This window comes from Glutamicibacter sp. NPDC087583, from assembly GCF_044743685.1.
Taxonomy (GTDB): domain Bacteria; phylum Actinomycetota; class Actinomycetes; order Actinomycetales; family Micrococcaceae; genus Glutamicibacter.
Map to the genome: position 1 here is coordinate 94752 of NZ_JBIUWY010000003.1, position 21655 is coordinate 116406.

Below are 21655 nucleotides of genomic sequence, written 5' to 3' on the forward strand. Positions count from 1 at the left end.
CCTGGCTGCGGCTAGTGGTGGTGTTCTGCCTGTTTCATTTTCCCAATGATTCCCGGGTCGATGTCTCCCGAATGATGAGTGCCGTGCTCGGAATGCGGTACCGCCAGTTCTCCGGCGGACGAAGCTGCCAACCCCAAACTGGCAACCGCCGCAACCGCAACTGAACCGGCAAACATGCTCCCGAGGACAACTAGGCTGCTGGAACGCACTGCCCGGTGCGGATAGTTCTTCCGCCGCTTGCGCTGCCACACGAAGACCGCCAGCACCGACAGTTCAAGCAGCAGCAAGGAAGCAATAGTGAGATCCAGATTCTTCGCTCCCTCCGGGAACCCCCAAAGACCGGCAACAATGCTGGCTAAATGCACGGAGGAGACGAGCGCCAGGCAGGGGACCGCAAGCTTCACGGCAGGGGCCGCTGCCTTCAGCAGGCTGGCAACGGCGTACACCAGCGCCACCCCGGCCCAGGCCGCGGATGCTATCGCGCCGAGCCACGCCCACCACGGTGCTGAGGCGGACCCGTCGCCGAATGCCGATGCCAGGCTGGCGGAGGAGGCCGCGGCCAGCGCCGCGACTCCCAGTCCAGCGATCCCGGCATAGAGGCCGCCGAAGGTAACGGAGCCCGCAACTGCATCTCGCCCTTGCGTGGCAGGTTCGGTGGCAGGCTCCATGGCCTCGTGGGAAATCATGACCGTGCAGTATGGGCTGCTGACGTCCGGTCCTGGGACAGGCCTACCGACAGCAGGACAATCGCGCTGGCTAGGTGCAGGACGTTATCCGCACCGTTCAGGGCAATGATGTTCAGTGCTGTAGAGGCCAAGAAGAGGCCGAGGATGCCAACCAGGAGGTAGACGGCGCCCACCGTGGTGTTGGCGAGCCTGGAAGCACGCACGGATCCGAGCCCAGCGATGAGCAGTGCTGCGCCGATGGCCAGGTGGATGACGTTGTGAAGTGGATTGACCTCGAAAATGATCAGCTTCCCGCCCTCTGTTGCGAAGAAATCCACGCCGGCAGTGACAAGGAACCCGAGCAGGCCGACAAGGAGGTACACGGCCCCGAAAATCGTTGCGAGCAAGCGGTTAGGCGATGTGCGCATGGCAATCAGTCCTTCCTGGGACACGGATTCTAGTCCGTGTCGAGTTCTGCGGGTTCCGGAAGGAACCCTGTAGAAGTTCTTCGGAGAAGGACGGAAGGCGGATTGGTCTTGATTGGACTTATTTGCCGGCACCGGAGGCACCCAAGGATGCGGTAGGCGTTTTCGCATTGGTGTTCGGTTGGGGAGGCTCTGGATCCCTCGGCAAGGAAGCTGATGCGTTGAGAGAGCGAGCCGAAGATGCGTTGGGCCGAAACAGCGAATAGCAGGTCATCGTGGATCTGCGGGCTTCATCTTCGCGCTGCCAGACGCTTCGCGACTATGAGCTGAGTTTCATCTGCTCGTAAGCATCCAATGCAGCCTGCCGCGATTGCTTCAGGTCCACAATGGGCTCCGCGGCCAGCGGCGCGAATCGAGCCGTGTAGCTTCCCTGGGGATCGAATTTCTTGGCCTGCAGTTCCGGGTTGAACACCCTGAAGTACGGTGCCGCGTCGGCGCCGCTTCCAGCGACCCACTGCCAATTGGCAGTATTGCTGGCGAGATCCGCATCTACCAAGGTGTCCCAGAACCAGCGCTCGCCGACCTTCCAATGCACTTGCAGGTTCTTGACCAGCAGGCTGGCTGCCACCATCCGCACCCGGTTATGCATCCATCCGGTCTGCCAAAGCTGCTGCATGCCGGCGTCCACTAGACCGAAACCGGTGCGTCCTTGTTGCCAACAGCTCATATATTCCGCGGCCTGCGGGTCTGCCTCAGGCCAGGCCCAGTCGAAATGATCGAACTGCGCACGCAGATTCCGCTCCGGAAGCTGCGGGTGATGGTAGTACAGGTGCCAGCAGAAATCCCGCCAGGCGAGCTGGCGGCGCATCGCGGTGGCACCGTCGGAAGCCTCGGGATTTACGGCGGCCAGACGGCCCAGCGCCTCCCACATCTGGCTTGCGCTGACATGCCCCCAGCGCAAGGCGGGGGAGAGGGCAGACGTTCCGTCCAGATCGGGGCGGTCATGGTGCTCCGGGTAGTCTTCGGCGATCGATTCCAGCACCTGCTCCAGGCGCTGGCGCGCAGATGCTTCTCCGGGTTCCCATTGCGCGGCGAGCCCGTCAATCCAGTCCAAAGCCGGCAATAATTCCAAGCTCTCCAACTCGTCGCTGGCGGGAAGATTAGTGTCCGGGAGGGGTTCTTGTGCCTGTGGCGCGGGCAACGGAGGCCGGATCTCGCTGTCGCGCAACGCGTTGTAGAAGGGCGTGAAGACCTTGTAGCCGGTGTTGTTCTTGGTCAGCAGCTCCCAGGGCTCATGTAGGAGCGTCCCGCTGTAGCTGTGGGCGTGGACGCCTCGCGCGTGGAGGTCCTGCTTGATCTGCATGTCGACGGCGCGTTCGGCGTGTCCGTAGCGGCGGTTCCAGTGCACGGTCTGCACGTTGCCTTCGTGCACGAGTTCGCTGATGATCCCGGCGGCCTGCCCTTGGCGCAGGATGAGCGGGATTCCCAGTTTTTCCAGCGATCTGCGAAGGTCCTCCAGCGCCTGATGCAGCCACCATTTGGCCGCGCCGCCCAGCGGGCGGATGCCGGCAGATTCCTGGTCCAGGGCATACACCGCGATCACCGGACCGGAAGAAAGCGCGGCATCCAACGCTGGGTGATCGCTGGTGCGCAGATCATCGCGGAACCATACCAGCTGCGTAGGCAAAGCAGACTGAGTCATTTGGGATTCTCCATGGACTCATCCTAGTGGTTATTTAGCTTAGCTAGCTAAATCACGGTGGATTCCCCGACTGGCTCAGCGCCTACCGGGCAGAGCAAGAGGCTGGTGGTTCCAATCAGTGATTGCACGCACCAGCCTCTTGCCGCGCCTAGGGATCAGGAGCCGTTACCCATCTCCTTGACCGTGTCCTTCGCTTCGCCGTGCAGATGCTCGGCTTCGGAGTTGGCTTCGGATTTCACGGTCTGCACGGATTCCTGCGCGGAATCCCGCAGGTCCTCGGCGGCCTGCCGCGCAGGCTCCCGCAGGTCTTCGGCAATCCGCTTCGCCGCATCCTTGGCCTCTTCGGCCAGCGGTTCTGCCTTGTCCTTGACCCGCTGGACCAGCTCGGCTTCTTTCTGGGTCCCCGGAAGCAGCGACGAGGCCAGCAGTCCTGCCCCGAAGGCGATGATTCCGGCGGCCAGCGGATTGCCCTTGGTCTGCTCCACCACCCTGTGCGGTGCGTCCCTGACGGCTTCCGCGGCGTCTTCACTGTAGTGGTGCAGCTGGTCGCTTGTTGATTCACCGGTTCCCATGACGGAGTCCTTCACCTTCCTGAATGAGTCCTTGACCTTTTCGGATTGTCGGTGGGCAATGTGGCTGGGACTGACCCTGTCGGCAATCGCATCCACATCCTGTTGCATGTCGCCTCGTGTCTGGGCGATTTCCGCGCGGAGTTCTTCTGAATTCTTGCTCATGGTGCATCATCCTTCGGAATAAAAGCTGATGGGATCCTCTTGACTGTCTCGGCGGTATTAGGCAGTCCCTTGATCTCTTGCATCTTCTTCTTGGCTGCGCTTGCCAAGACCAGACCGATCACCGCCCAGAGGGCGGCGACCGCCAAGGCCGAGAAGCCGTAGCCAATCCAGAGCGACAATCCGAAGAAAGCCGCAACGGAAAGGAACAGCAAGACGAAATGGCCGGCAACACCGGCACCGGCGTACATGCCCGCACCCTTGCCGGCGGAGCTGGCCGACTCCTTCAACTCCGTCTTTGCCAGCTCGATCTCTTGGCGAACCAGCAGCGATACGTTCTGGGTCAGGTCATTGAACAGGGCGCCGAGGGAACTGCGTTCATGTTCTGCGGAATCGGAATCGGGATCTGGCGTCGTGTGAGTCATCGAATGCTCCTAGCGGTAGTCGGTGCTGCGCGGATCCCCAGGAGGGTAGGAGCGCAGCGGGTCAACGTCCACCGAATCGGCATGGACCGGGTTGCCTGCAGAATCCACGCGGGTGGTTCCGTGGAAGGACGGGTCAACCCGCACCGGCCCCGGTCCATCTCCGGCCGCTGCGTTCGGTGCGCTGGTGGTGCCGGGGCGTGGCTCCTGGTCGCGGCGCCCTGTGCCTTTCTTCGGCTCGCTGGCATTCCGGGTCATGCGTCCTGCCAGCAGGCCGGCGCCCAGCGCCAGCCCCAAGAAGGCGGCAGGGCGTTTGCGTGCAAAGCCCTTGACCTCATCCAGCAAGTCGTGCGGCTCGCGCTGTTCGAGCCAATCGGCGGCCTGGCCGCTGTGATGCGAAGCCTGGTCCACCAGCATGGAGGCGGTTCCGCTCGCGCTGGACTGGTCCAGCATGGCGCGGAACTCATCGCTGATGTCGCGCAGGTTGGCCGCGACCTTGCGCTGCTGCGCGGAGGTCTGCTCCTTCAGGTCGGAGCCGAGTTCATCCCACAGGTGGGTGGCCTGGTCCTTGGCCTGATCAGCGAGCATCGAGGCTTCCTGCTTGGCGCTGTCAAGTACGTGGGTGGCGGATTCCTGGCCCTCGCTCGCCAGATCCTGGGCTGCCTGCGCTTTGCCCGACGTACTGCCGCTTCCTGCGGACTGCAGGTCATCGGAATCATGCGCGTCGGCCGGTACCGGTTCGACAGTGCCCGAAGGGAACAGGTCGGTTTGCGGCTCGGTCAACGGATCCGGATCGTTCAAGCCGTGGCGGACGGTTCCGGGTTGCGGGGTGCTGCGCGGGTCATCGGGGAATGGATTCGAACTGGTGTAATCGTTGGTGCTCATGTCTTCCCTTCCTCTGCTGCTGTCGTCAGCTGCGGGTGGCGCGGCAGGTGGCCGCGCATCCGGCTCCGCAGTCCGTGCGGAGCGCTGCTGGTTGCCTACGACGCTAGGCAAGAGCGCGCCGCAGGTCACAGATCGCGGCCAATCCGCAGGAAGCATTCAGGTTCGGTGGCGACAGCTCGGAGCTTCCAGGAAAGCAGGAGGCAAGCGAGTAGGATCGAGCCGGATCCCGAGCGTCCAGCGCACCACCCGGCGCAGCTGCGAGGAGTCCAGCAGTACTGCAATCCCTGCTGCGGCCCAGTTCGCAGCTTTGGAGGAGCAGCGGCAGTTTCCGTGGCGAACACGCCAATACCCGACGAGTCCGGGGCATTGGCGACGGGAGCTGGAAGACTGGGCGCTAAGTGTCCAACAAGCGAATCTTCGAAGGAGCACCATGTCCACTTATGCCGTTACCAATCCCGCCACCGGCGTAGTCGAAGCAACCTACCCGACTGCCACCGATGCGCAGATCCAGGATGCCATCGCCGAGGCGCACAACGCCTACACCCAGTGGTCGGTCTCCGCACTGGAGGAACGCGTCGCCCTGCTGGAGCGGGTGGCTGACATCTACGAGGCACGCGCCGATCAGCTGGCCGCGATCATCACCCGCGAGATGGGCAAGCCCATCAAGCAGTCGCTGGGGGAAATCGGCATCGTGGCGGCGATCTACCGCTACTACGCCAAGAACGGTCCGGGGTACCTGGCCGACGAGGAGCTGGAGATCGCTTCGGGCGGCAAGGCGCTGGTGCGCAAGGAAGCGGTCGGTGCGCTGCTGGGCATCATGCCGTGGAATTTCCCGTACTACCAGGTGGCACGCTTCGCCGGGCCGAACCTGATGAACGGCAACACCATCCTGCTCAAGCACGCGCCGCAGTGCCCGGAGTCGGCGCTGGCCATGGAAGAGATCTTCAAGGAAGCAGGAGCCCCGCAGGGCGCGTATGTGAACATCTTCGCCACCAATGACCAGGTCGCGGACATCATCGCCGACCGCCGGGTGCAGGGAGTATCCCTGACCGGTTCCGAGCGCGCCGGATCCGCCGTGGCAGAGATTGCCGGGCGCAACCTGAAGAAGGTGGTGCTGGAACTGGGCGGCTCGGATCCATTCGTGGTCTTCGACGACGCGGACGTGGCGCGCACCGCCAAGCTGGGCATGCGCGCCCGCTTCGGGAACACCGGCCAGGCCTGCAATGCGGCCAAGCGCTTCATTATCGATTCATCGGTCTACGAGGACTTCTCCCAGGCGCTGGTGGAGCAGGTGGCCGGAATCAAGGTGGGCGACCCGGCCCAGCCGGAGAACTTCCTCGGCCCGCTGTCCTCGGCCGCGGCCCGCGACGGCTTGGCCGCACAGGTGCAGGACGCCATCGACAAGGGTGCCCAGGTCTTGGCCGGCGGCAAGCCGATCCAGGGCGAGGGCGCATTCTACGAGCCGACCATCCTTGCCGGGGTGACCCCCGAGATGCGCGCCTTCTCCGAGGAGCTCTTCGGCCCGGTCGCCGTACTCTACAAGGTGGATGGCGAAGAGGAAGCCGTGGCTTTGGCCAACAACACCGAGTACGGGCTGGGAGCTTCCATCCACACCCGGGACATGGAACGCGCAGAGCGCGTTTCAGTGCAGCTGCAAAGCGGCATGGTCGCCGTCAACGAGCCTTCGGCTTCCTACCCTGAGCTGCCCTTTGGCGGCGTGAAGCGCTCGGGCATCGGCCGCGAGCTGGGCAAGTACGGCATGGACGAATTCATCAACCACAAGTTGGTGAAGATCGCCGGGCGCTGAGCCAGGGGATTGCGGCAACGGTCCTGGCTTTCCCGAGGAATTCCGGAAAAGCCAGGACCGTCAGTCGAAAATGGCCTATATGCGGTTAGCAGCGAGCCGTTGAATCAGCGGCACCTGGGCGGGGCCTCCAGTGCCCCGGCAGCTAGCTGCGCGTCATCGCCAGCGGCCACTGTTCTTCCGGGGTGAAGACTGGCAGGGCGTTGGCAATTGCCGTGTGGGTCCAATACCGAACTCGGAAGGCCAGCATGCCGCTTTCCTCCGCTTGCTCGAAGAGCGTGCAGATCCGGGTATTCGCAGGAGTCTCATCGACGATCCGGAGAGCACCGTTGGGAGGCGAGACATGGATGAAACGAAGCTGCTCGCCCTGGGCGTCCAGTATCGCCACGAGAACAGCGCAATTGTGAACGGAAGCGAGGCCCATGACGTCGTCTACCGGCTCGTTGAGTTGTGCAATGATCACGGGCATTCCTTGGATCCACCCGTACTCGCTCAGATGGGAGCGTCCTTCGCGCGACCCCAGGAGTTCGGCGACACGTTCAGCAGTCTTGGACCTGACTATACGTCCTGGCATTAGTACTACCTCCACTTTGTTCGTAACTCTCGAGTGCACCCCATAAGTCACGCCACTTCGCAGATTGCGGATTAGCCTGCCGGCAGGCAAGGCTCGCCGTCGTTGAGAAGCGGAGTGTGTTTCAAACCTAGGCCACTTGATCTGCGACCGGGAGGGGTGGCCCTGGGTTCTCAGCTAATTTTCAGGCTCAGAGGAGAGCTTTTTGAACTTAGCTTCCGGCCTAGTCAGTAGTTTGTTTGGTCTGCCGCGGACTGCCCGTCGCTAGGCTTCGTATGTACGCCGGAACGGACCGCATTTCCAACGTCCACAGCCGTGCTTGCTGTTCCCCGCAGATGCGGGCAGATCGTTGCCGCTTCCAGAGCCAGTTGTGATGTCCAGGGACAGTGTTCTGCCCCCGCGCGCAACGACGTCGTGCCGATTAGGGACGTGTCTATCCACACCACGCGCAGTCGAGCGCTGTAGAGTTCGGGATATGTCGAGTCCCGAGTCAGACAAGTCCGGGGTTGTCGGTCACACCGCCAGCCCCTTCAACCAGTAGTTACGACGCCCACGATCTGTGTGGGCGTATGTCTGGCGTAACCGGGGTGCTGGCCGTGGTGACAAGAAGAACCATTTCTTGATTTCTCACCTCGGAGTACTCGATGCCTTTTGCTCTCTACATGCTTGCCTTGGCGGTTTTCGTCATGGGCACTTCAGAATTCATGCTCGCGGGATTGCTCCCCGCGATCGCGACCGAGCTTGACGTCTCGGTCGGCACGGCGGGCCTGCTGACTTCGGCCTTCGCGATCGGTATGGTCATCGGCGCGCCAGTGATGGCGGCATTCGCTCGCCGTTGGCCACCGCGGCTCACGTTGATCGTCTGCCTTCTCGTGTTCGCGGGAAGCCACGTCATCGGAGCGATGACACCCGTGTTCGCTCTCCTCCTCATCACCCGGGTGCTCAGCGCTCTTGCAAACGCAGGATTCCTCGCGGTAGCACTGAGCACGGCCACTACTCTCGTGCCAGCGAACCAGAAGGGGCGTGCACTGTCGATCCTGCTCTCCGGCACGACGATCGCAACCGTCGCGGGTGTCCCCGCTGGGTCTCTGCTCGGCACAGCGTTGGGCTGGCGAACGACGTTCTGGGCAGTCGCCATCCTCTGTATTCCGGCGGTCTTCGGAGTCGTTCGAGGGATCACGAACAATGCCGGTCAGACCGCAACTGCCGGGTCCTCGCCAAGGCTTCGTGCCGAGCTCAGCCAGTTGGCGACGCCGCGGCTCATCCTGGCCATGGCACTTGGAGCGCTGATCAACGGAGGGACCTTTGCGGCGTTCACCTTCCTCGCCCCCGTAGTGACCGAGACTGCGGGGATGGCTGATGGGTGGGTGTCCTTCGCACTGGTGATGTTCGGCGTCGGATCATTCCTTGGCGTCACGATCGCTGGGCGACTGTCAGATCAACGCCCCGGCGTCGTGCTTGCAGTCGGCGGCCCGCTGCTGCTGACAGGATGGATCGGATTGGCATTGGTCGCGTCGCATCCCGTTGCGCTTATCGTCCTCGTCTTCGTTCAGGGCTTCCTGTCGTTCGGCATTGGCAGCACCTTGATCACGCGTGTGCTGTATGCAGCGTCGGCTGCTCCAACGATGGGCGGTTCGTACGCAACCGCGGCATTGAACCTCGGTGCCGCGGCGGGTCCTGTGCTTGGCGCGTTCGGGCTCGCGGCAGGGTTGGGGGTGCTCGCGCCGGTCTGGGTGGCCGCGGCATTGGCGGCGGCCGCGCTCTTGACCATGGTGCTGAGCCGGCGCACGCTTTTGGAAACCACTGCGGAGGCCAATCGATGACTGATCCAAATGCGCTGCTCACGCCTCGTACCCGTCTCCGGATAGCCCGTCTGATCGTTGAAGACGGCTATCCGGCCACGATGGCAGCGAAGATGTATATGCTCTCTCCGATCACTGCCCGGAAGGGGGCCGGTCGTTGACGGGAAGAGGGTGGGCATGGGATGCAGCATCGCTCCAGCAGGCCGCATTGCAATCCAGGCAGGACGCCCGAGCATGCCAAGAAGAAGCAGATCATCAATCTGCGCTTGCGACTTCGGCTGGTCCAGCCCAGATCGCTGCGTGACTTGGTCTCCCGGCGTCCAGGGTTCACGCGGTCCTCGCCCGTTGCCGCGTGAACCGCCTCTCCCGTATCGATCGTGTCACTGGTGAGCCCTTGCGGCGACATGGGCACCCTTATCCGGGATCGTTGATCCATGTCGATGTCACGAAGTTCGGGAATATCCCCGACGGTGGTGGACATCGTTACGTTGGTCGGCAGCAAGGCGCACGGAACAGAACCGCCACTCCGGGACTGCCCAGAGGCAAAGACCACAAGCCGCGGACCGGAACGGCGTTCGTTCACACAGTGATCGACGACCACCCCCGAGCCGCTTATGCAGAGATCTGCATGGACGAGCGGGCAAGCACAGCGGTGGGAGTTCTCGAACGCGCTGTGGCCTGGTTCGCTGAACGGGGCGTGACCGTCGAGCGAGTCCTATCCGACAACGGGTCGGCCTACAGATCCCACCTTTGGAGGGACTTCTGCGCTCGGCTTGGCATCAGACACAAGCGAGCACCTCCCTACCAGCCGCAGACGAACGGGACGATCGAGCGGTTCCACCGCACACTCGGGGGCGGGTGGGCTTATGCCAAGTTTTACGGTTCAAACGCCGAGCGACGCCTGGCTCTGCCCGGCTGGCTCCACTTCTACAACCACCACCGACACCACTCAGCGATTGGCTGCGCACCCTTCGCCCGACTAAACAATGTCCCTGGACCTCACAGCTAGTTCAGATTTCATGTCCGATTCATTCTGGGTTGATGGGAAAAACATGAGAATCCATCGGGCAAGCAGATGCAGCCAGGCTACGGGATCTACTGTTTCAGAATCCGCTTACGCAGAACGCAAGCCGCCGAGGCGGATGAAGCTGCGGCCATCCGGAAATTCGCAGCCTAGCTGAAAGGGGATTGATCATGCGGCATTCCGTTCCGCGCAAGAAGAAAGATGAGCAGCTCCCCGCTAGTTCGCATCAGGCAGACCAGATTAGCCAGCAGTAAGTCCACACAGGCCGGTTGCTGGTCCGACGCCCTAGCAACCATATTCCGGGAGGCACGAAATGAGCACCTTTGGCATTGAAGAAGAATTCTTCATGTTCGACGCAGAAACAGGGTTGCCGGCCAGCACGGATAAAGAAGCGTTACGGCAAGCGCTGGATTCGCAACGAGATGGCGAAGTGCAGAACGAATTGCTTGCTTGCCAAATAGAGCATGCCAGCGCCATCTGCGAAGACCGGGATCAGGCCCTGCATGAGCTGGGAAGTTTCCGCAGGGCTCTGGCAGGCGAAGCGGCGTCCCGCGGCCTGCTGGTCGCGGGTTTGGGCGCGGCGCCGATGATTGCCCAGCAGGCTCCGGAGCTGACCGATAATGCAAGGTATCGGGAAATCGGCAACTTCGTTTCCGGAATAGCGTCAGAGCATTACATGTGCGGTTTGCACGTCCATGTGTCCATCCCTGATTCCGAAGCGGGAATTCGTGCGCTGAACTTCTTGCGTGGCTGGCTGCCATTTCTTTGCGCCCTGGGCGCCAATTCTCCGTATTGGAGAGGGGTCGACAGCAACTTTTCATCGTGGAGAACCATTCATTACCGAAAGTGGTCCGTCCAGGGGATTCCGCCGTACTTCAAGGATTCGAAAGACTATGGGACTCGGCTTGCGCGAATCAATGGAACCGATGCGGTTCCCGACCCTGGCCATATCGGATGGTCTGCCCGGTTGTCGGAAAAGTACCCGACACTCGAAATTCGGGTCGCGGATTCGCAGTTGCGAGCGCAGGATTCGGTGTTGCTGGCCGTGCTCATGCGAGGGCTGGTCGAGACTGCGGTGGCCGGCGAATTCGATGCGCTCGAGTATCTGCCCGAAGTCCTGGATCTGTCACTGTGGCAAGCGGCCAAGAACGGAATCACCGGAGTGCATGTGGACACGCGAACCGGAGAGCCGGTCGCTGTGGAGGAACTGGCCCGCAGAATGCTCCGACTCATTGAGGGCGCACTGAAGGAACATGGAGATTACGACTATGCCGTGATTTCACTCAGGAACATGCTGGAGACAGGCAATGGCGCGGTCCGCCAGCGGGCCGCATTCGAGCGTGGTGCTTTCACGCATCTGTTGGCCAATGCCCATTCCGAGATGCAGATGTAGCTTGCTGTTCAGGGATCCTCAACGCAGTCTGCAGGGTGTGGCCGGGGCCGGTTAAGGCTGGCCCCGGCTCGAAGCATCCGGGCTGGCACCGGAATGATCCGGGTACGGAATCCTCTAGACTCCGAGAGAATCGCGAAGTCGCGCCACATGCCCTTGGGCATCCACGGCATATTCAATTTGGTGGATGCTGCCGTCTTCATCGATGACTGCGGTGGAGCGCAGGGTGCCGACGACGGTTTTCCCGCCGATGTTCTTTTCACCATAGGAGCCGTAGGCTTTGGCAACTTCGTTGCCCGGGTCGGAAAGCAACGGGAAGTTCAGCGATTCATCGCTGGTGAAGGCTGCCAGCTCTTCTGGCGTGTCCGGAGAAATGCCCAGGACGGAGAATCCTGCGGCCTGCAGGGAATTGAGGTTGTCGCGGAAATCGCAGGCCTCGGTGGTGCAGCCGGGAGTTGCGGCCTTGGGGTAGAAATACACGATGACTTGCTGCCCTGAATAATCCGAAAGCGAGATGGTCTCTCCCTTGGCATCTTGCAGGGAGAAGGCTGGCGCTGGCCGGCCGGCGGTGAGCGGAGAAGAATGGGCAGTCATCGATTCAACTTTCATATAGTGATATTTTGTTTTCATTCTAATTCAGTGGATGCACTCATTGCCAGAGATTTCTGGGATATATTTCCGACGGACTTCTGGAAGGCAATAACCTCGCCATGGACCGTGACGCACACTTCCGAGGCATCAAGGAAGGCTTGAATGCTGCAAAAGCTTGCGTTCCCGTTGGCAGTTCTGCCTGCTGGAGAAGCTGTCGACCGGCCAAATAATCGCCATGCCATTTCCGCAGGCCTTCAGCCATCCGCGATGCACTAGGGCAATGGACACCGGGCAGAACGCTGCACGGCACCGACGGAAACACCGAGCCGGGCAACTGGCAACAGCGGCGCGACCCGGTGCCTCCGGGCACCGGCCAGAATGCGGCCTGCTAGCGATTAGCGGCCTTGGCTTCGAGGGAACGCGTCCACCGTTTGGCCATGGCCTGGATGGCAGAAGCGCTTGCCCCCGAGATCACGGCGAACGCCAGCACCTTGCCTACGGCGGCCTGCTGCTGCTTTTCGGGGTTGGCCAGCGATGGCGGTTCTTCACCCATGGCTTTATGCCAGACCCCGGAGACGAGCTTGGCTCCGAGCCAGCCTGCACCGAGCGAAATCAGGGTTCCGAAGATCTTTACCAGCAATTTCATGTTCTGCTCCTCTGTTAGCGGTTAGTTGGAGTTTGGTTCCCGGTCGGATCCGCCGGTTCCCAGCGGACCTCATCCGGTTGCTTCTCATCGCGCCAGCCACGCCACACCGGATGGCGCAGAAGGCGGTCCGAGGTCAGTTCGCTGTATCGGACTTCTGCCACGTATTTCGGGCTCACCCAGTGCGCATCGCTTTGATGCGCTGCCGGGATGTTCTTGGCCGGGGGAGTCTTGCGTTCGATCTTTTCAAGCCGCTCGCGGATTTCGGCCAGTTGCGCGTCGCTGAATCCGGTGCCCACCCGGCCGGCGTATTCCAAGCCGCCATTTCCCGGAATGGCCAGCAGCAGCGAGGCCAGGCTGCGGCTACGCGACCCCTGTCCAGACCGCCAGCCAATCACCACAGCTTCCTGGTGCCGCTGGTGCTTGAGCTTCACCCAGCTGGTGCTGCGCCGGCCCAGCTCGTAGACGGAGTCGCGTTCCTTGGCCACCACGCCTTCCAGGCCCAGCGCACGGCTGGTCTCGATGGCCTGCTCCAAGGTCCCGGTGTGGGCCGGCGGCACCTGCACGTACTGGTGGTCGAGATCCAGGCCCGCAAGCCGCTGGCGGCGTTGTTCGTAGGGCAGGGCAGTCAGATCCACCAGTCCTGCATCCTTGTCATATGGCAATTGCAGCACGTCGAAGACCAGGTACTGGATCCTGATGGCCGAGGCCTGCTTCGTGCGTTTCTTCCGCTGGTGGGACACCCGTTGCTGGAGCAGCGAGAAGTCAGGGCGGCCCGAAGAATCCAGGGCGACGATTTCCCCGTCCACCACACAGCGCTCCGGCAGCAGCGAACCGAGGATTTCGAGTTCCGGGAAGTCTCCGGTCAGGTCGTGGCCGTTGCGGCTGATCAGCTTGGTTTTGGCGTCATCGACTACTGCCAACGCGCGGTAGCCGTCCCATTTCATTTCAAAGCTCCAACCTCGCTCGCCGGAGATCTCCCGAGCAGTGCCGGCAGTGGCCAGCATGGGGCGCAACGCTTGGCCCGACAGATCAGCCACGGCCTGCTTGGCGCTAGGCTCGCGAGCAGCCTCCGGTTCTCCGTCACCGGAATCAGCGGACGTTCCCGCATCGGCTCCTACCGGCTGTTCCTTGGCCAGCTGCAGCAACCAATTGTCCTTGCCGCCCATCCCTGCGGCCTGGATCAGCACGAACCGCCGGTCCACTCCGCCCAGCCCACCCTCGCGGGAGCCGGTGAGCACTGCGATGACTTCTTTGCCTTCGCGCCACTTCTCGATGGTGCAACTGCCCGAATCCCAGATCGATACTTCCCCGGCACCGTATTGGCCCTTGGGGATACTGCCTTCGAAGCTTGCGTAGGAGAGCGGATGGTCTTCGGTCATGACCGCTAAGCGCTGGATTCCTGGTTCCAGGGGTGGGCCTTTGGGCACCGCCCAGGAGACCAGCACTCCGTCGTGCTCCAGGCGGAAATCCCAATGCAGCGCGCGGGCATGATGTTCCTGGATGACAAAGGACAGCCCGGTGCCGTCCTTTCCGCCCGGCTGCACGGACTGGGAATTCCCGGATTGCTCCGGCACCGGTTCAGGTGTCAGCGCCGCATCGCGCTTGGAGCGGTAGACCGCTAGGCGATCGGGGTCCTGCTGTTGTCCCGAGGCCAGCTGCCCCAGCGGATCGATTCCATCAGCAAGGCGGTCCAGCACCTCGTGGAAGTCCAGCTGCTCCAAACCCGGCGCTTCGATTTCTTCCCAGGTCCGCGGGGCCGCGACAGTGGGCCGTGCCCGGCCGCGCAGCGAATACGGACAGACGGTAGTCTTCGAGGCGTTATTCTGGCTCCAGTCCACGAACACCTTGTTTTCGCGCAGCGAGCGCTTCATGCTGGCGAGAACCAGTTGCGGATGCTCCTTCTGCAAGGTGGAGGCCAATTCCTTGGCCACCTCGTTGACTTGCTCCGAGGTGTATTTGCCATCCAGTCCGGCATAGAGGTGGATGCCCTTGGAACCGGAGGTCACTGGAAAGCTGGGCAGGTCCATGCCGTCGAGAATCTCCCGGCAGATCAGGGCGACTTCAGCGCACTGCTCCAAGCCGGCGCCCGGACCGGGATCCAGGTCCAGCACCAGCCGGTCCGGATTGGCAGGTTCCAGCGAGGAATCGAAGCGCCACTGGGGAACATGGATTTCCAGCGCAGCCACCTGGGCCATCCAGGCCAGCACCGCCTCGTTGTTGACTAGCGGATAGATATTGGAGTGGGTCTTGTGCTGCAGCTTGGCCGAGGGAATCCAGCCTGGGGCAGAGTCCTCGAGATCCTTGCGGAAAAACACCTTGCCCGGTTCTTCGGGGGTCCCCACGCCGTCCACCCAGCGCTTGCGGGTGGCCGGGCGCCACGCGGCATGCGGAATCAGCACCGGGGCCACCTGCTGGAAGTAGTCCATGACTTCGCCCTTGGTGGTCCCGGTCTGCGGGTACAGGACCTTACCCAGATTGCTGACCTTTAGCGTGTGCCCCGCGACGGTGACGGTTTGCTCCCTGCGTGCCATGCGCTGTCCTTTGCTTTGCCTTATGAGGACCAATCTTCCCGAGCGGCGCCGGGGAATCCAGCGTTCCAAGCAAGCTTTGCGTTTCGCGCTGCCGAACCTCAGCGCCGCCTGCCAGAATCACTAGGGCAGTGACACACTGGCTGGAAAGATGCTTCACTATGCCCATGCGAGCTATCTGGACTGGATCAATTGCCTTCGGCCTGGTGAACGTGCCGGTCAAGGCCTACGGCGCCACCGAGGACCACGACATCGACCTGCACCAGGTCCATGACAAGGACGGCGGACGGATCCGCTACGAGCGCCGATGCGAAGTGTGCGGGAAGAAAATCGCCTACAAGGATCTGGACAAGGCCTATGAGGACGGAGAACGGACCATTGTGCTCACCGATGAGGACATGGACGCGTTGCCTGCGGAGAAGAGCCGCGAAATCGAGGTGGTCCAGTTCGTCCCGGCCAGCCAAGTAGATCCCCTGATGCTGGAGAAGAGCTACTATCTCCAGGCGGACTCCAAATCGCCCAAGGCCTACGAGCTATTGCGCCGAACGCTTCAGGACACCGAGAAGCTGGCAGTGGTGCGCTTCGCCCTGCGCCAGAAGACCCGGCTGGGCATCTTGCGTGTCCGATCCAAGGTGATGGTGCTGCAAGCGGTCATGTGGGCGGACGAGCTGCGCGATGCCGAGGCAGTGGCACCGGAGAAATCACCGCGGATCAGCGAGCAGGAACTGAAGATGTCTGCCGCTCTGGTAGACCAGTACAGCAGTGATTTCACGCCGCACGAGTTCCAGGATGACTACCAAGTCCAGCTGCAGGCGCTGATCGAAGCGAAAATTGAGCAGGGCGAGGACCTGGATACGGAGGCGACCTTCGGTTCCCAGGACCAGGGCAGCGAGTCCGGGGAGGTCATCGATCTGATGGAGGCGCTCAAACGCAGCATTGACGGGCGAAATGCCAAGGTCCCGGCCAAGGCAGCCAAGGATGGGAAGGCCTCTGCGGCGAAGAAGCCAGCGGCGAAGAAACCTGCGAAGAAAACGGCAGCCAAGAAGCCAGCCACGAAGAAGGCAACGGCAAAGGAGGCCTCCTCCTCGCCACACAAGAAGAAGGCCTCCGGTTCCGGGAAGAAAAGCGCCTAGCCGCTAGGGCTTGAGCACTACCTTGATGCACGCATCCTGCTTCTTCTGGAAGGTCTCGTACATCGCCGGACCGTTCGAGAGCGGCTGCTCGTGGGTGACCAAGTCGTCCAGGCCCAGCGGATCGGCTGCATCCTCGGCCAGCGGCAGCAGCTTCTGGGTCCATGAGCGCACATTGCATTGGCCCTGGCGGATCTGGATCTGCTTGTCGAACAGCTTCACCATCGGCATCGGGGTGGCGGCCCCGGCATAGACGCCGCTGATCGACAAGGTGCCGCCGCGGCGCACGGCATCGATGGCCGAATCCAGCACGCTGGTGCGGTCCGCGGAGACGTTCTCCATGGCCAGCTGCGCGGCCTTGTCCGGCAGCAACCCGGTGGCCTGCTGGAACATCGAAGAAACCGGGGAACCATGGGCTTCCATGCCCACCGCATCGAGCACGGCATCGGGGCCGCGACCGGTGCGCCCGCGCAATTCGCCCACGGTGTCCTTGGTGAAGTCCAGGGTCTGGATGCCGTGGCGCTCGGCCATGGCGCGGCGTTCTGCCACCGGGTCGATGCCCAGCACCTCATAGCCCAGATGCCGGCCGATGCGCGCGGCGAGCTGGCCCACCGGCCCGAGCCCGTAGACCGCGAGGGTTCCGCCGTCGGGGACATTGGCGTAGTGCACGCCCTGCCACGCGGTGGGCAGGATATCGGAGAGGAAAAGGTAGCGGTGGTCGGGCAGCTGGTCGCCAACTTTCACCGCACCGTAATCGGCATGGGGCACACGCAGGTATTCGGCTTGGCCGCCGGGCACCTGTCCATAGAGTTCGGAGTACCCGAAGAATTGGGCGCCCTTGCCGTGCTTGCGCACCTGGGTGGTCTCGCACTGCGACTGCAGGTCGTGCTGGCACATCCAGCAGTGGCCGCAGGAGATGTTGAACGGGATGACTACCCGGTCGCCTACCGACAGCTTGGTTATGCCGCTGCCAACTTCCTGGACGATGCCCATGGTTTCGTGGCCCAGCACGTCGCCGGCATGCATGTAGGGGCCCAGCAGCTCATAGAGATGCAGGTCCGATCCGCAAATCGCGGTGGAAGTGACCTTGATGATGATGTCCCCGGGATCCTGGATCACCGGATCCGGGACATCGCTGAAACCGATCTTTCGCTTGCCTTGCCATGTCAATGCTTTCAAGAGGTTATCTCCTAGTCGTATCGTTGCCGGCGGAACACAAACGCGGATCAGTCGGTATTGAACTGGTCGGTGTCCACCTGGTCCGGGTCCTGCTCCTCGGCTGGCTGCTCGAACGCGTCTTCGTGGTCCCCGACAGAATTCTCCTTTTCCTCCGCGGGCTCATCGGGCGTTGGAGTGATCCCCGCGTGCCGCTCTTCTTCTGGCTGGTTGGATTCCATGGATGGTCCTTTCTTCATCAGATGGGCGATGGCACCGACCATTCCACACCGGGCAGCAGGCAACAAGGCAAGTTTGATGGGCATTGCCTGTGAGTCGGGGATCCCCGGAATTCCAGGGATCAAGCGTGCACTGCCGGTGCTGATTCCTGCAAGGTTGCTGAACGGCACTGCAGGCCCGGGCGCGACTTCCTAGTGTGTGCTGTGGGAGCGGGCCAAGCTGCTGCCCTGAGAGCTGCGAGGTGCTGATGAGCGTGCAAGAGCCCGAGAAGCGCACGGTGGGATTAATTGCCGACCCTGGCATAGCCGACGCGATGGCCAATCGGATCGCTGCCCGGCTGGAAGGGGTCATGGAGAAGCTGCAGGAGCACGAGCAGCAATGGGACGTGCAGGTAGCTCCCTTTTCCCTGCCCTTGGGGGAGAGCGGACGGGTCGCGTTGAACGACAAGGTGCCCAGGCTGCGGGAAAAGCATGGCTGGGACTTCATCATCTACCTCACCGATGCCCCGCACTATGTGCAGAACCGACCCGTGCGTTCGGTGATTTCCGTCGAGGATGCCTCGGCCGTGCTTTCCATGCCCAGCCTCGGGTTGGCCCGACCGCGCACCGTGGCACGGGAACTGGCCGAACTGGTCAGGGAATTGGCTACCGGCAAGCAGCCGGCTCCGCCTCCGACCCCGCTGGGACGGGCGATGAGCGTGCACGCCAGCCGGCAGGACGGGCAGAACGAGCAGAACCGCATCTCGAGCATCGAGGGTTTGCGCGGGCGGTTGCTGCTGATCGCTGGGATGGTGCGCAGCAACCAGCCGTGGAAACTGGTGCCGCGGCTTTCCTCCGCGATGGCAGGTGCGGTGGCCACCGGTGCTTTCGGCGTGTTCTACACGAGCATCTGGTCCATGGCCGACTACCTGCCTGCCGGGCGGCTTTCGCTGATCACGGTCTCAAGCATCCTGATCCTCACGCTCTGGCTGCTGCTGCACAACCGGTTGTGGGAGAGGCCCAAGGGCAACCGCCGCCGCGAGCGGATGGTCGTCTACAACGCGGCCACCGTGCTGACGGTCGGGTTTGCCGCGACAGTCATGTACCTGCTCTTGTTCCTCGCCCTGCTGGCAGGCTCTCTGATTGTCATTGACCAGGAATACCTCGCCTACCAGCTGCGCCACGATGTCACGCTGGCCGAGTACATCAACCTTGCCTGGCTGGCATCCTCGCTGGGAACCATGGGCGGAGCCATCGGCTCCAGCTTTGACGAGGTCAAGGAAGTCCAGCGCGCCACCTTCAGCCAGCGCGAATACGAGCGGAGGAATATGGAATTCACCATCAGCAAGGATGACGTGGAATGATCCCCGGGCCCTATCGCCCGGGGACCTGTTCGCCGTTCTACGGCTGGTTCTTGCCGCCGTTCACGTGCACCGTGGAACCGACCACGTAGGAAGCCTCATCGCTGGCCAGGAACACATAGGCCGGGGCCACTTCCACCGGCTGGCCGGCCCGGCCAAGCCAGGTATCGTGGCCGAACTCAGGCAGCGCCTCGATCGGCTGGCCATCCGAAGGCTGCAATGGAGTCCAGATGGGGCCCGGAGCCACGGCATTAACCCGGATGCCCTTCTTCGCTGCTTGGGACGCCAGCGACTTGGTGAAGTTGCTGATCGCGCCCTTGGTGGCGGCATAGTCCATCAGGTGGTCCGACGGATCGAAGGCCTGGATGGAGGTGGTGTTGATGATGGAGCCGCCTTCGGGAAGCACCTGCAGGGCTGCGCGGCTCAAGGCGAACATCGCGAAAATATTCACATCGAAGGTGGCTTCGACCTGCTCGTCGCTCAGCTCTTCCAGGGACTCGACGCTGATCTGCTTGCCGGCGTTGTTCACTAGGATGTCCAAGCCATCCAGCGCGGTCACCGCCTCATCGATCAATGAATCGCGGTAATTGCGGTCCCGCAGGTCCCCGGGCAGCAGGTGGACTTCGACTCCCGCATCTTCCAGGACCCCGGCGATGGCATCGGCATCAGGCTGTTCGGCGGGCAGATAGGCCAAGGCGACCTTGGCCCCTTCGCGGGCAAAGGCGATGGCCACCGCCGCGCCAATGCCGGAGTCGCCGCCGGTGACCAGGGCGCGTTTTCCGGCCAGCCGGTCCCGGCCCTTGTAGCTGCGCTCGCCGTGATCCGCCTTGGGCTTCAGGTCCCGGTCCAGGCCGGGTTCCTCCTGGCGCTGTTCGGGCGGGCTGATCTTTTCCTTGCCGGCGCGGCCTTCGCTTTCGGTACCGAGCGGCTCAGTGCGGTCCTGGGGATTCTTCTCGGGCATGGGATCTCCTCCTGCTGTTGCGGCAGGACGCCGCCGCGGTGCGCTCAGCGGCGTCCGGGTTCACATCCAGTTTGCTCCGGGCCTTCCGCTGCGCGAGGATCACATCCACCTTCGGCGGCAACAGCCAGACTTTTTTCTGCGAAGATCCAGTTTCGCACCCCGCTGCATGAATTGTGCTACCGCTGAAGTCTGGGATTCAGCGCAAAGTCCGGCAGGGGCACTGTCCCCTGATCAGTGAAGTGGCTAGCGTGGAACGCACAGTGCTGGCACTGCAAAGGGCCAGCTGGCGAAGCGTACGAGGGAGGAAACCCATGGCAGGCAAGAGCCGGATCAAGGATGAAGAACTCTACGAGGAGCTGCGCGAGGAGGGGAACTCCAAGCAGAAGTCGGCGCGCATCGCCAACGCCGCCGCCCGCGATGGCCGGTCAGCAGTGGGCAAGCGCGGAGGCAAAGCCGGAGACTACGAGGACTGGACGGTCCGGGAACTGCAGGACCGGGCCAAGGAAATCGGGATTAATGGCCGTTCGAAAATGCGCAAGGCCGAACTCATCGAAGCCCTGCGCAATTCATAGCAGACCGCCACGGAAGGAGACACAATGAGTGAACGCGAGAAGCCCGAGAATCCGGCTCGCACCACCCAACCGGATGAGGATGCCCAGCCAGGGGACGAGCGCGTGGTTCGCCGCGGCAGCATCAACGAGAACACCGAAGATGAATCCGAGGAAAGGGAAGAACGCTATGACGCAGGTTGAACCTTCCTGCCAGCGAAAGGACACGCCATGACTGGCAAAGCAGCGGACAGCACCCGCAAACATCGCGCTGGCCTGTGGCTGGCGATTGTCGGCGGGCTCGTGGCCGTAGGATTCGCCATCTATGCGCTGCTCGCAGCGCCGGACAGCACCTCAGGGCCGCTATGGATCGTGGCCGGCTGGGGCGCATTGGTCTTCATCTACGGCCTGTACCGCGTAATCCGGGGACCGAGCTCCTTGGACGATCCGCGGGGAGGCACAGACGCCAACGGACGGTGACGGCGTTCCCGCCAGGAGAATCGCAGGAGAACAAGGGCAGAGCTTCCGGGAAAACCATGGTTTTCCCGGACGCTCTGCCCTGCGATCCTGCTGAGCTGGCTGCTCTAGTCCTGGGAAATCCCCTCGACCAGATTGCCGGTGCTCTGCTGGTCGTAATAGCGGGCAATGTCCGCCTGGGCGAGCATGCCGACTAGCGAATGCCCGTCGATGACCGGAAGCCTGCGCACCTGGTGTTCCTGCATGGTGCGGATGGCTTCTTCGACCGAGTCGTCTGCTCCGATGGTGACCGGCTTGCCCTGGGCGTAATCGGCCACCTTGGTGCTGGAAGTCACGACGCCGTCAGCAACGCAGTTGATGACAATGTCGCGGTCGGTGATCGTGCCGGCCAGGCGGTTGTCTTTGCCGCAGATCGGCAGCATGCCGACCCCGAGGTCCTTCATCATCTGGGCGGCGACTTGAATCGAGTCCTGCTCCTTGACGCATTTGGCAGGCGAGGTCATTAGTTCCTTGGCTGCAACCATGATCGTGCTCCTTTCGCGTATTCCTGTGGGACACCCTCCACGCTCCAGCACAACAAGCAGGTCTTCAACCATTGCCAGCGAGCTTGCAGATGCGC

The 21655-nt window shown here is 62.5% G+C and carries 23 protein-coding genes and 1 pseudogene; 10 read left to right on the forward strand and 14 right to left on the reverse strand.

Annotation, left to right across the window (positions count from 1 at the left end):
- Positions 1-11: 11 nt before the first annotated feature.
- From ACIOU9_RS09570 to ACIOU9_RS09595, 6 genes are all read right to left on the reverse strand, one after another.
- Positions 12-686: a hypothetical protein gene (locus ACIOU9_RS09570; protein ID WP_105656063.1), complete on the reverse strand. Its 675-nt coding sequence runs from the start codon at positions 684-686 to the stop codon at positions 12-14.
- On the reverse strand, positions 683-1093 hold the full coding sequence (locus ACIOU9_RS09575) for a DUF4383 domain-containing protein (RefSeq protein WP_105656372.1): 411 nt from the start codon (positions 1091-1093) through the stop codon (positions 683-685). Before ACIOU9_RS09575 ends, ACIOU9_RS09570 begins: the two co-directional genes overlap by 4 nt.
- A 316-nt stretch (positions 1094-1409) precedes the next feature.
- On the reverse strand, positions 1410-2792 hold the full coding sequence (locus ACIOU9_RS09580; RefSeq protein ID WP_181148758.1) for a deoxyribodipyrimidine photo-lyase: 1383 nt from the start codon (positions 2790-2792) through the stop codon (positions 1410-1412).
- 155 nt (positions 2793-2947) lie between these two features.
- Entirely contained in the window at positions 2948-3526 is a 579-nt protein-coding gene (locus ACIOU9_RS09585; protein WP_105656064.1) for a DUF3618 domain-containing protein, read from the reverse strand.
- The gene (locus ACIOU9_RS09590) at positions 3523-3948 is read right to left on the reverse strand and encodes a phage holin family protein (RefSeq protein ID WP_105656065.1); all 426 of its coding nucleotides are present in this window, start codon (positions 3946-3948) and stop codon (positions 3523-3525) included. Before ACIOU9_RS09590 ends, ACIOU9_RS09585 begins: the two co-directional genes overlap by 4 nt.
- A 9-nt stretch (positions 3949-3957) precedes the next feature.
- Complete coding sequence (locus ACIOU9_RS09595) at positions 3958-4830, reverse strand: hypothetical protein (RefSeq protein ID WP_402696752.1); 873 nt, start codon at positions 4828-4830, stop codon at positions 3958-3960.
- 430 nt (positions 4831-5260) lie between these two features.
- Between ACIOU9_RS09595 and ACIOU9_RS09600 the strand changes: the two genes are divergently transcribed.
- Entirely contained in the window at positions 5261-6637 is a 1377-nt protein-coding gene (locus ACIOU9_RS09600; RefSeq protein WP_402696753.1) for an NAD-dependent succinate-semialdehyde dehydrogenase, read from the forward strand.
- 142 nt (positions 6638-6779) lie between these two features.
- Here the strand turns inward: ACIOU9_RS09600 and ACIOU9_RS09605 are convergent, their stop codons facing one another.
- Entirely contained in the window at positions 6780-7097 is a 318-nt protein-coding gene (locus ACIOU9_RS09605) for a hypothetical protein (RefSeq protein WP_286134036.1), read from the reverse strand.
- 677 nt (positions 7098-7774) lie between these two features.
- On the opposite strand from ACIOU9_RS09605, the gene ACIOU9_RS09610 reads away from it, so the two are divergent.
- The 4 genes and pseudogenes from ACIOU9_RS09610 (at position 7775) to ACIOU9_RS09625 (ending at position 11424) form a co-directional block, all read left to right on the forward strand.
- Positions 7775-7828 (forward strand): chloramphenicol resistance leader peptide, encoded by a 54-nt coding sequence (locus tag ACIOU9_RS09610; RefSeq protein ID WP_402696954.1) that lies wholly within the window; start codon positions 7775-7777, stop codon positions 7826-7828.
- Positions 7829-7849: 21 nt separating this feature from the next.
- Entirely contained in the window at positions 7850-9028 is a 1179-nt protein-coding gene (locus tag ACIOU9_RS09615) for a Cmx/CmrA family chloramphenicol efflux MFS transporter (protein WP_332595015.1), read from the forward strand.
- Positions 9025-10016: pseudogene (locus ACIOU9_RS09620) on the forward strand (IS481 family transposase). Before ACIOU9_RS09615 ends, ACIOU9_RS09620 begins: the two are co-directional and overlap by 4 nt.
- A 328-nt stretch (positions 10017-10344) precedes the next feature.
- Positions 10345-11424, forward strand: a complete 1080-nt coding sequence (locus ACIOU9_RS09625) for a YbdK family carboxylate-amine ligase (protein ID WP_402696756.1) — start codon at positions 10345-10347, stop codon at positions 11422-11424.
- 114 nt (positions 11425-11538) lie between these two features.
- Here ACIOU9_RS09625 and bcp read toward each other — a convergent pair whose 3' ends face one another.
- The 3 genes from bcp to ACIOU9_RS09640 all read right to left on the reverse strand — a co-directional run bounded on the left by bcp (position 11539) and on the right by ACIOU9_RS09640 (position 15189).
- Positions 11539-12015, reverse strand: a complete 477-nt coding sequence (gene bcp / locus ACIOU9_RS09630) for a thioredoxin-dependent thiol peroxidase (RefSeq protein ID WP_402696757.1) — start codon at positions 12013-12015, stop codon at positions 11539-11541.
- 385 nt (positions 12016-12400) lie between these two features.
- A complete protein-coding gene (locus ACIOU9_RS09635; protein ID WP_105656071.1) occupies positions 12401-12658 on the reverse strand; it encodes a DUF4235 domain-containing protein in 258 nt (85 codons plus the stop codon).
- A gap of 14 nt (positions 12659-12672) precedes the next feature.
- Positions 12673-15189 (reverse strand): ATP-dependent DNA ligase, encoded by a 2517-nt coding sequence (locus ACIOU9_RS09640; protein WP_402696758.1) that lies wholly within the window; start codon positions 15187-15189, stop codon positions 12673-12675.
- A gap of 164 nt (positions 15190-15353) precedes the next feature.
- Between ACIOU9_RS09640 and ACIOU9_RS09645 the strand changes: the two genes are divergently transcribed.
- The gene (locus ACIOU9_RS09645) at positions 15354-16319 is read left to right on the forward strand and encodes a Ku protein (RefSeq protein WP_402696759.1); all 966 of its coding nucleotides are present in this window, start codon (positions 15354-15356) and stop codon (positions 16317-16319) included.
- Between the two features lie 3 nt (positions 16320-16322).
- On the opposite strand, the gene ACIOU9_RS09650 is transcribed toward ACIOU9_RS09645, so the two are convergent.
- Both ACIOU9_RS09650 and ACIOU9_RS09655 read right to left on the reverse strand, forming a co-directional pair.
- Positions 16323-17495 (reverse strand): alcohol dehydrogenase catalytic domain-containing protein, encoded by a 1173-nt coding sequence (locus ACIOU9_RS09650; protein WP_402696760.1) that lies wholly within the window; start codon positions 17493-17495, stop codon positions 16323-16325.
- Between the two features lie 47 nt (positions 17496-17542).
- On the reverse strand, positions 17543-17713 hold the full coding sequence (locus ACIOU9_RS09655) for a hypothetical protein (protein WP_359185095.1): 171 nt from the start codon (positions 17711-17713) through the stop codon (positions 17543-17545).
- Positions 17714-17958: 245 nt separating this feature from the next.
- Here ACIOU9_RS09655 and ACIOU9_RS09660 point away from each other — a divergent pair, with 245 nt between their 5' ends.
- Positions 17959-19053 (forward strand): hypothetical protein, encoded by a 1095-nt coding sequence (locus tag ACIOU9_RS09660; protein WP_400341423.1) that lies wholly within the window; start codon positions 17959-17961, stop codon positions 19051-19053.
- Positions 19054-19090: 37 nt separating this feature from the next.
- Here ACIOU9_RS09660 and ACIOU9_RS09665 read toward each other — a convergent pair whose 3' ends face one another.
- On the reverse strand, positions 19091-20011 hold the full coding sequence (locus tag ACIOU9_RS09665; protein WP_402696761.1) for an SDR family oxidoreductase: 921 nt from the start codon (positions 20009-20011) through the stop codon (positions 19091-19093).
- Between the two features lie 311 nt (positions 20012-20322).
- Between ACIOU9_RS09665 and ACIOU9_RS09670 the strand changes: the two genes are divergently transcribed.
- The 3 genes from ACIOU9_RS09670 to ACIOU9_RS09680 are packed head-to-tail and all read left to right on the forward strand — an operon-like array spanning position 20323 to position 21039.
- Positions 20323-20583 (forward strand): Rho termination factor N-terminal domain-containing protein, encoded by a 261-nt coding sequence (locus tag ACIOU9_RS09670; protein WP_332727876.1) that lies wholly within the window; start codon positions 20323-20325, stop codon positions 20581-20583.
- A gap of 24 nt (positions 20584-20607) precedes the next feature.
- Positions 20608-20763, forward strand: a complete 156-nt coding sequence (locus ACIOU9_RS09675) for a hypothetical protein (protein ID WP_181149051.1) — start codon at positions 20608-20610, stop codon at positions 20761-20763.
- Between the two features lie 27 nt (positions 20764-20790).
- Positions 20791-21039, forward strand: coding sequence for a hypothetical protein (locus tag ACIOU9_RS09680; RefSeq protein ID WP_332595009.1), 249 nt, complete (start codon positions 20791-20793; stop codon positions 21037-21039).
- Between the two features lie 104 nt (positions 21040-21143).
- Here ACIOU9_RS09680 and ACIOU9_RS09685 read toward each other — a convergent pair whose 3' ends face one another.
- Positions 21144-21560, reverse strand: coding sequence for a CBS domain-containing protein (locus ACIOU9_RS09685; protein WP_402696762.1), 417 nt, complete (start codon positions 21558-21560; stop codon positions 21144-21146).
- Between the last annotated feature and the right edge of the window lie 95 nt (positions 21561-21655).

Bases quoted from the DNA above. Each gene is read 5' to 3' on its own strand.
- ACIOU9_RS09570 (WP_105656063.1), bottom strand. From the start codon at position 686: ATGATTTCCCACGAGGCCATGGAGCCTGCCACCGAACCTGCCACGCAA.
- ACIOU9_RS09575 (WP_105656372.1), bottom strand. From the start codon at position 1,093: ATGCGCACATCGCCTAACCGCTTGCTCGCAACGATTTTCGGGGCCGTG.
- ACIOU9_RS09580 (WP_181148758.1), bottom strand. From the start codon at position 2,792: ATGACTCAGTCTGCTTTGCCTACGCAGCTGGTATGGTTCCGCGATGAT.
- ACIOU9_RS09585 (WP_105656064.1), bottom strand. From the start codon at position 3,526: ATGAGCAAGAATTCAGAAGAACTCCGCGCGGAAATCGCCCAGACACGA.
- ACIOU9_RS09590 (WP_105656065.1), bottom strand. From the start codon at position 3,948: ATGACTCACACGACGCCAGATCCCGATTCCGATTCCGCAGAACATGAA.
- ACIOU9_RS09595 (WP_402696752.1), bottom strand. From the start codon at position 4,830: ATGAGCACCAACGATTACACCAGTTCGAATCCATTCCCCGATGACCCG.
- ACIOU9_RS09600 (WP_402696753.1), top strand. From the start codon at position 5,261: ATGTCCACTTATGCCGTTACCAATCCCGCCACCGGCGTAGTCGAAGCA.
- ACIOU9_RS09615 (WP_332595015.1), top strand. From the start codon at position 7,850: ATGCCTTTTGCTCTCTACATGCTTGCCTTGGCGGTTTTCGTCATGGGC.
- ACIOU9_RS09625 (WP_402696756.1), top strand. From the start codon at position 10,345: ATGAGCACCTTTGGCATTGAAGAAGAATTCTTCATGTTCGACGCAGAA.
- bcp (WP_402696757.1), bottom strand. From the start codon at position 12,015: ATGACTGCCCATTCTTCTCCGCTCACCGCCGGCCGGCCAGCGCCAGCC.
- ACIOU9_RS09635 (WP_105656071.1), bottom strand. From the start codon at position 12,658: ATGAAATTGCTGGTAAAGATCTTCGGAACCCTGATTTCGCTCGGTGCA.
- ACIOU9_RS09640 (WP_402696758.1), bottom strand. From the start codon at position 15,189: ATGGCACGCAGGGAGCAAACCGTCACCGTCGCGGGGCACACGCTAAAG.
- ACIOU9_RS09645 (WP_402696759.1), top strand. From the start codon at position 15,354: ATGCGAGCTATCTGGACTGGATCAATTGCCTTCGGCCTGGTGAACGTG.
- ACIOU9_RS09655 (WP_359185095.1), bottom strand. From the start codon at position 17,713: ATGGAATCCAACCAGCCAGAAGAAGAGCGGCACGCGGGGATCACTCCA.
- ACIOU9_RS09660 (WP_400341423.1), top strand. From the start codon at position 17,959: ATGAGCGTGCAAGAGCCCGAGAAGCGCACGGTGGGATTAATTGCCGAC.
- ACIOU9_RS09665 (WP_402696761.1), bottom strand. From the start codon at position 20,011: ATGCCCGAGAAGAATCCCCAGGACCGCACTGAGCCGCTCGGTACCGAA.
- ACIOU9_RS09670 (WP_332727876.1), top strand. From the start codon at position 20,323: ATGGCAGGCAAGAGCCGGATCAAGGATGAAGAACTCTACGAGGAGCTG.
- ACIOU9_RS09675 (WP_181149051.1), top strand. From the start codon at position 20,608: ATGAGTGAACGCGAGAAGCCCGAGAATCCGGCTCGCACCACCCAACCG.
- ACIOU9_RS09680 (WP_332595009.1), top strand. From the start codon at position 20,791: ATGACTGGCAAAGCAGCGGACAGCACCCGCAAACATCGCGCTGGCCTG.
- ACIOU9_RS09685 (WP_402696762.1), bottom strand. From the start codon at position 21,560: ATGGTTGCAGCCAAGGAACTAATGACCTCGCCTGCCAAATGCGTCAAG.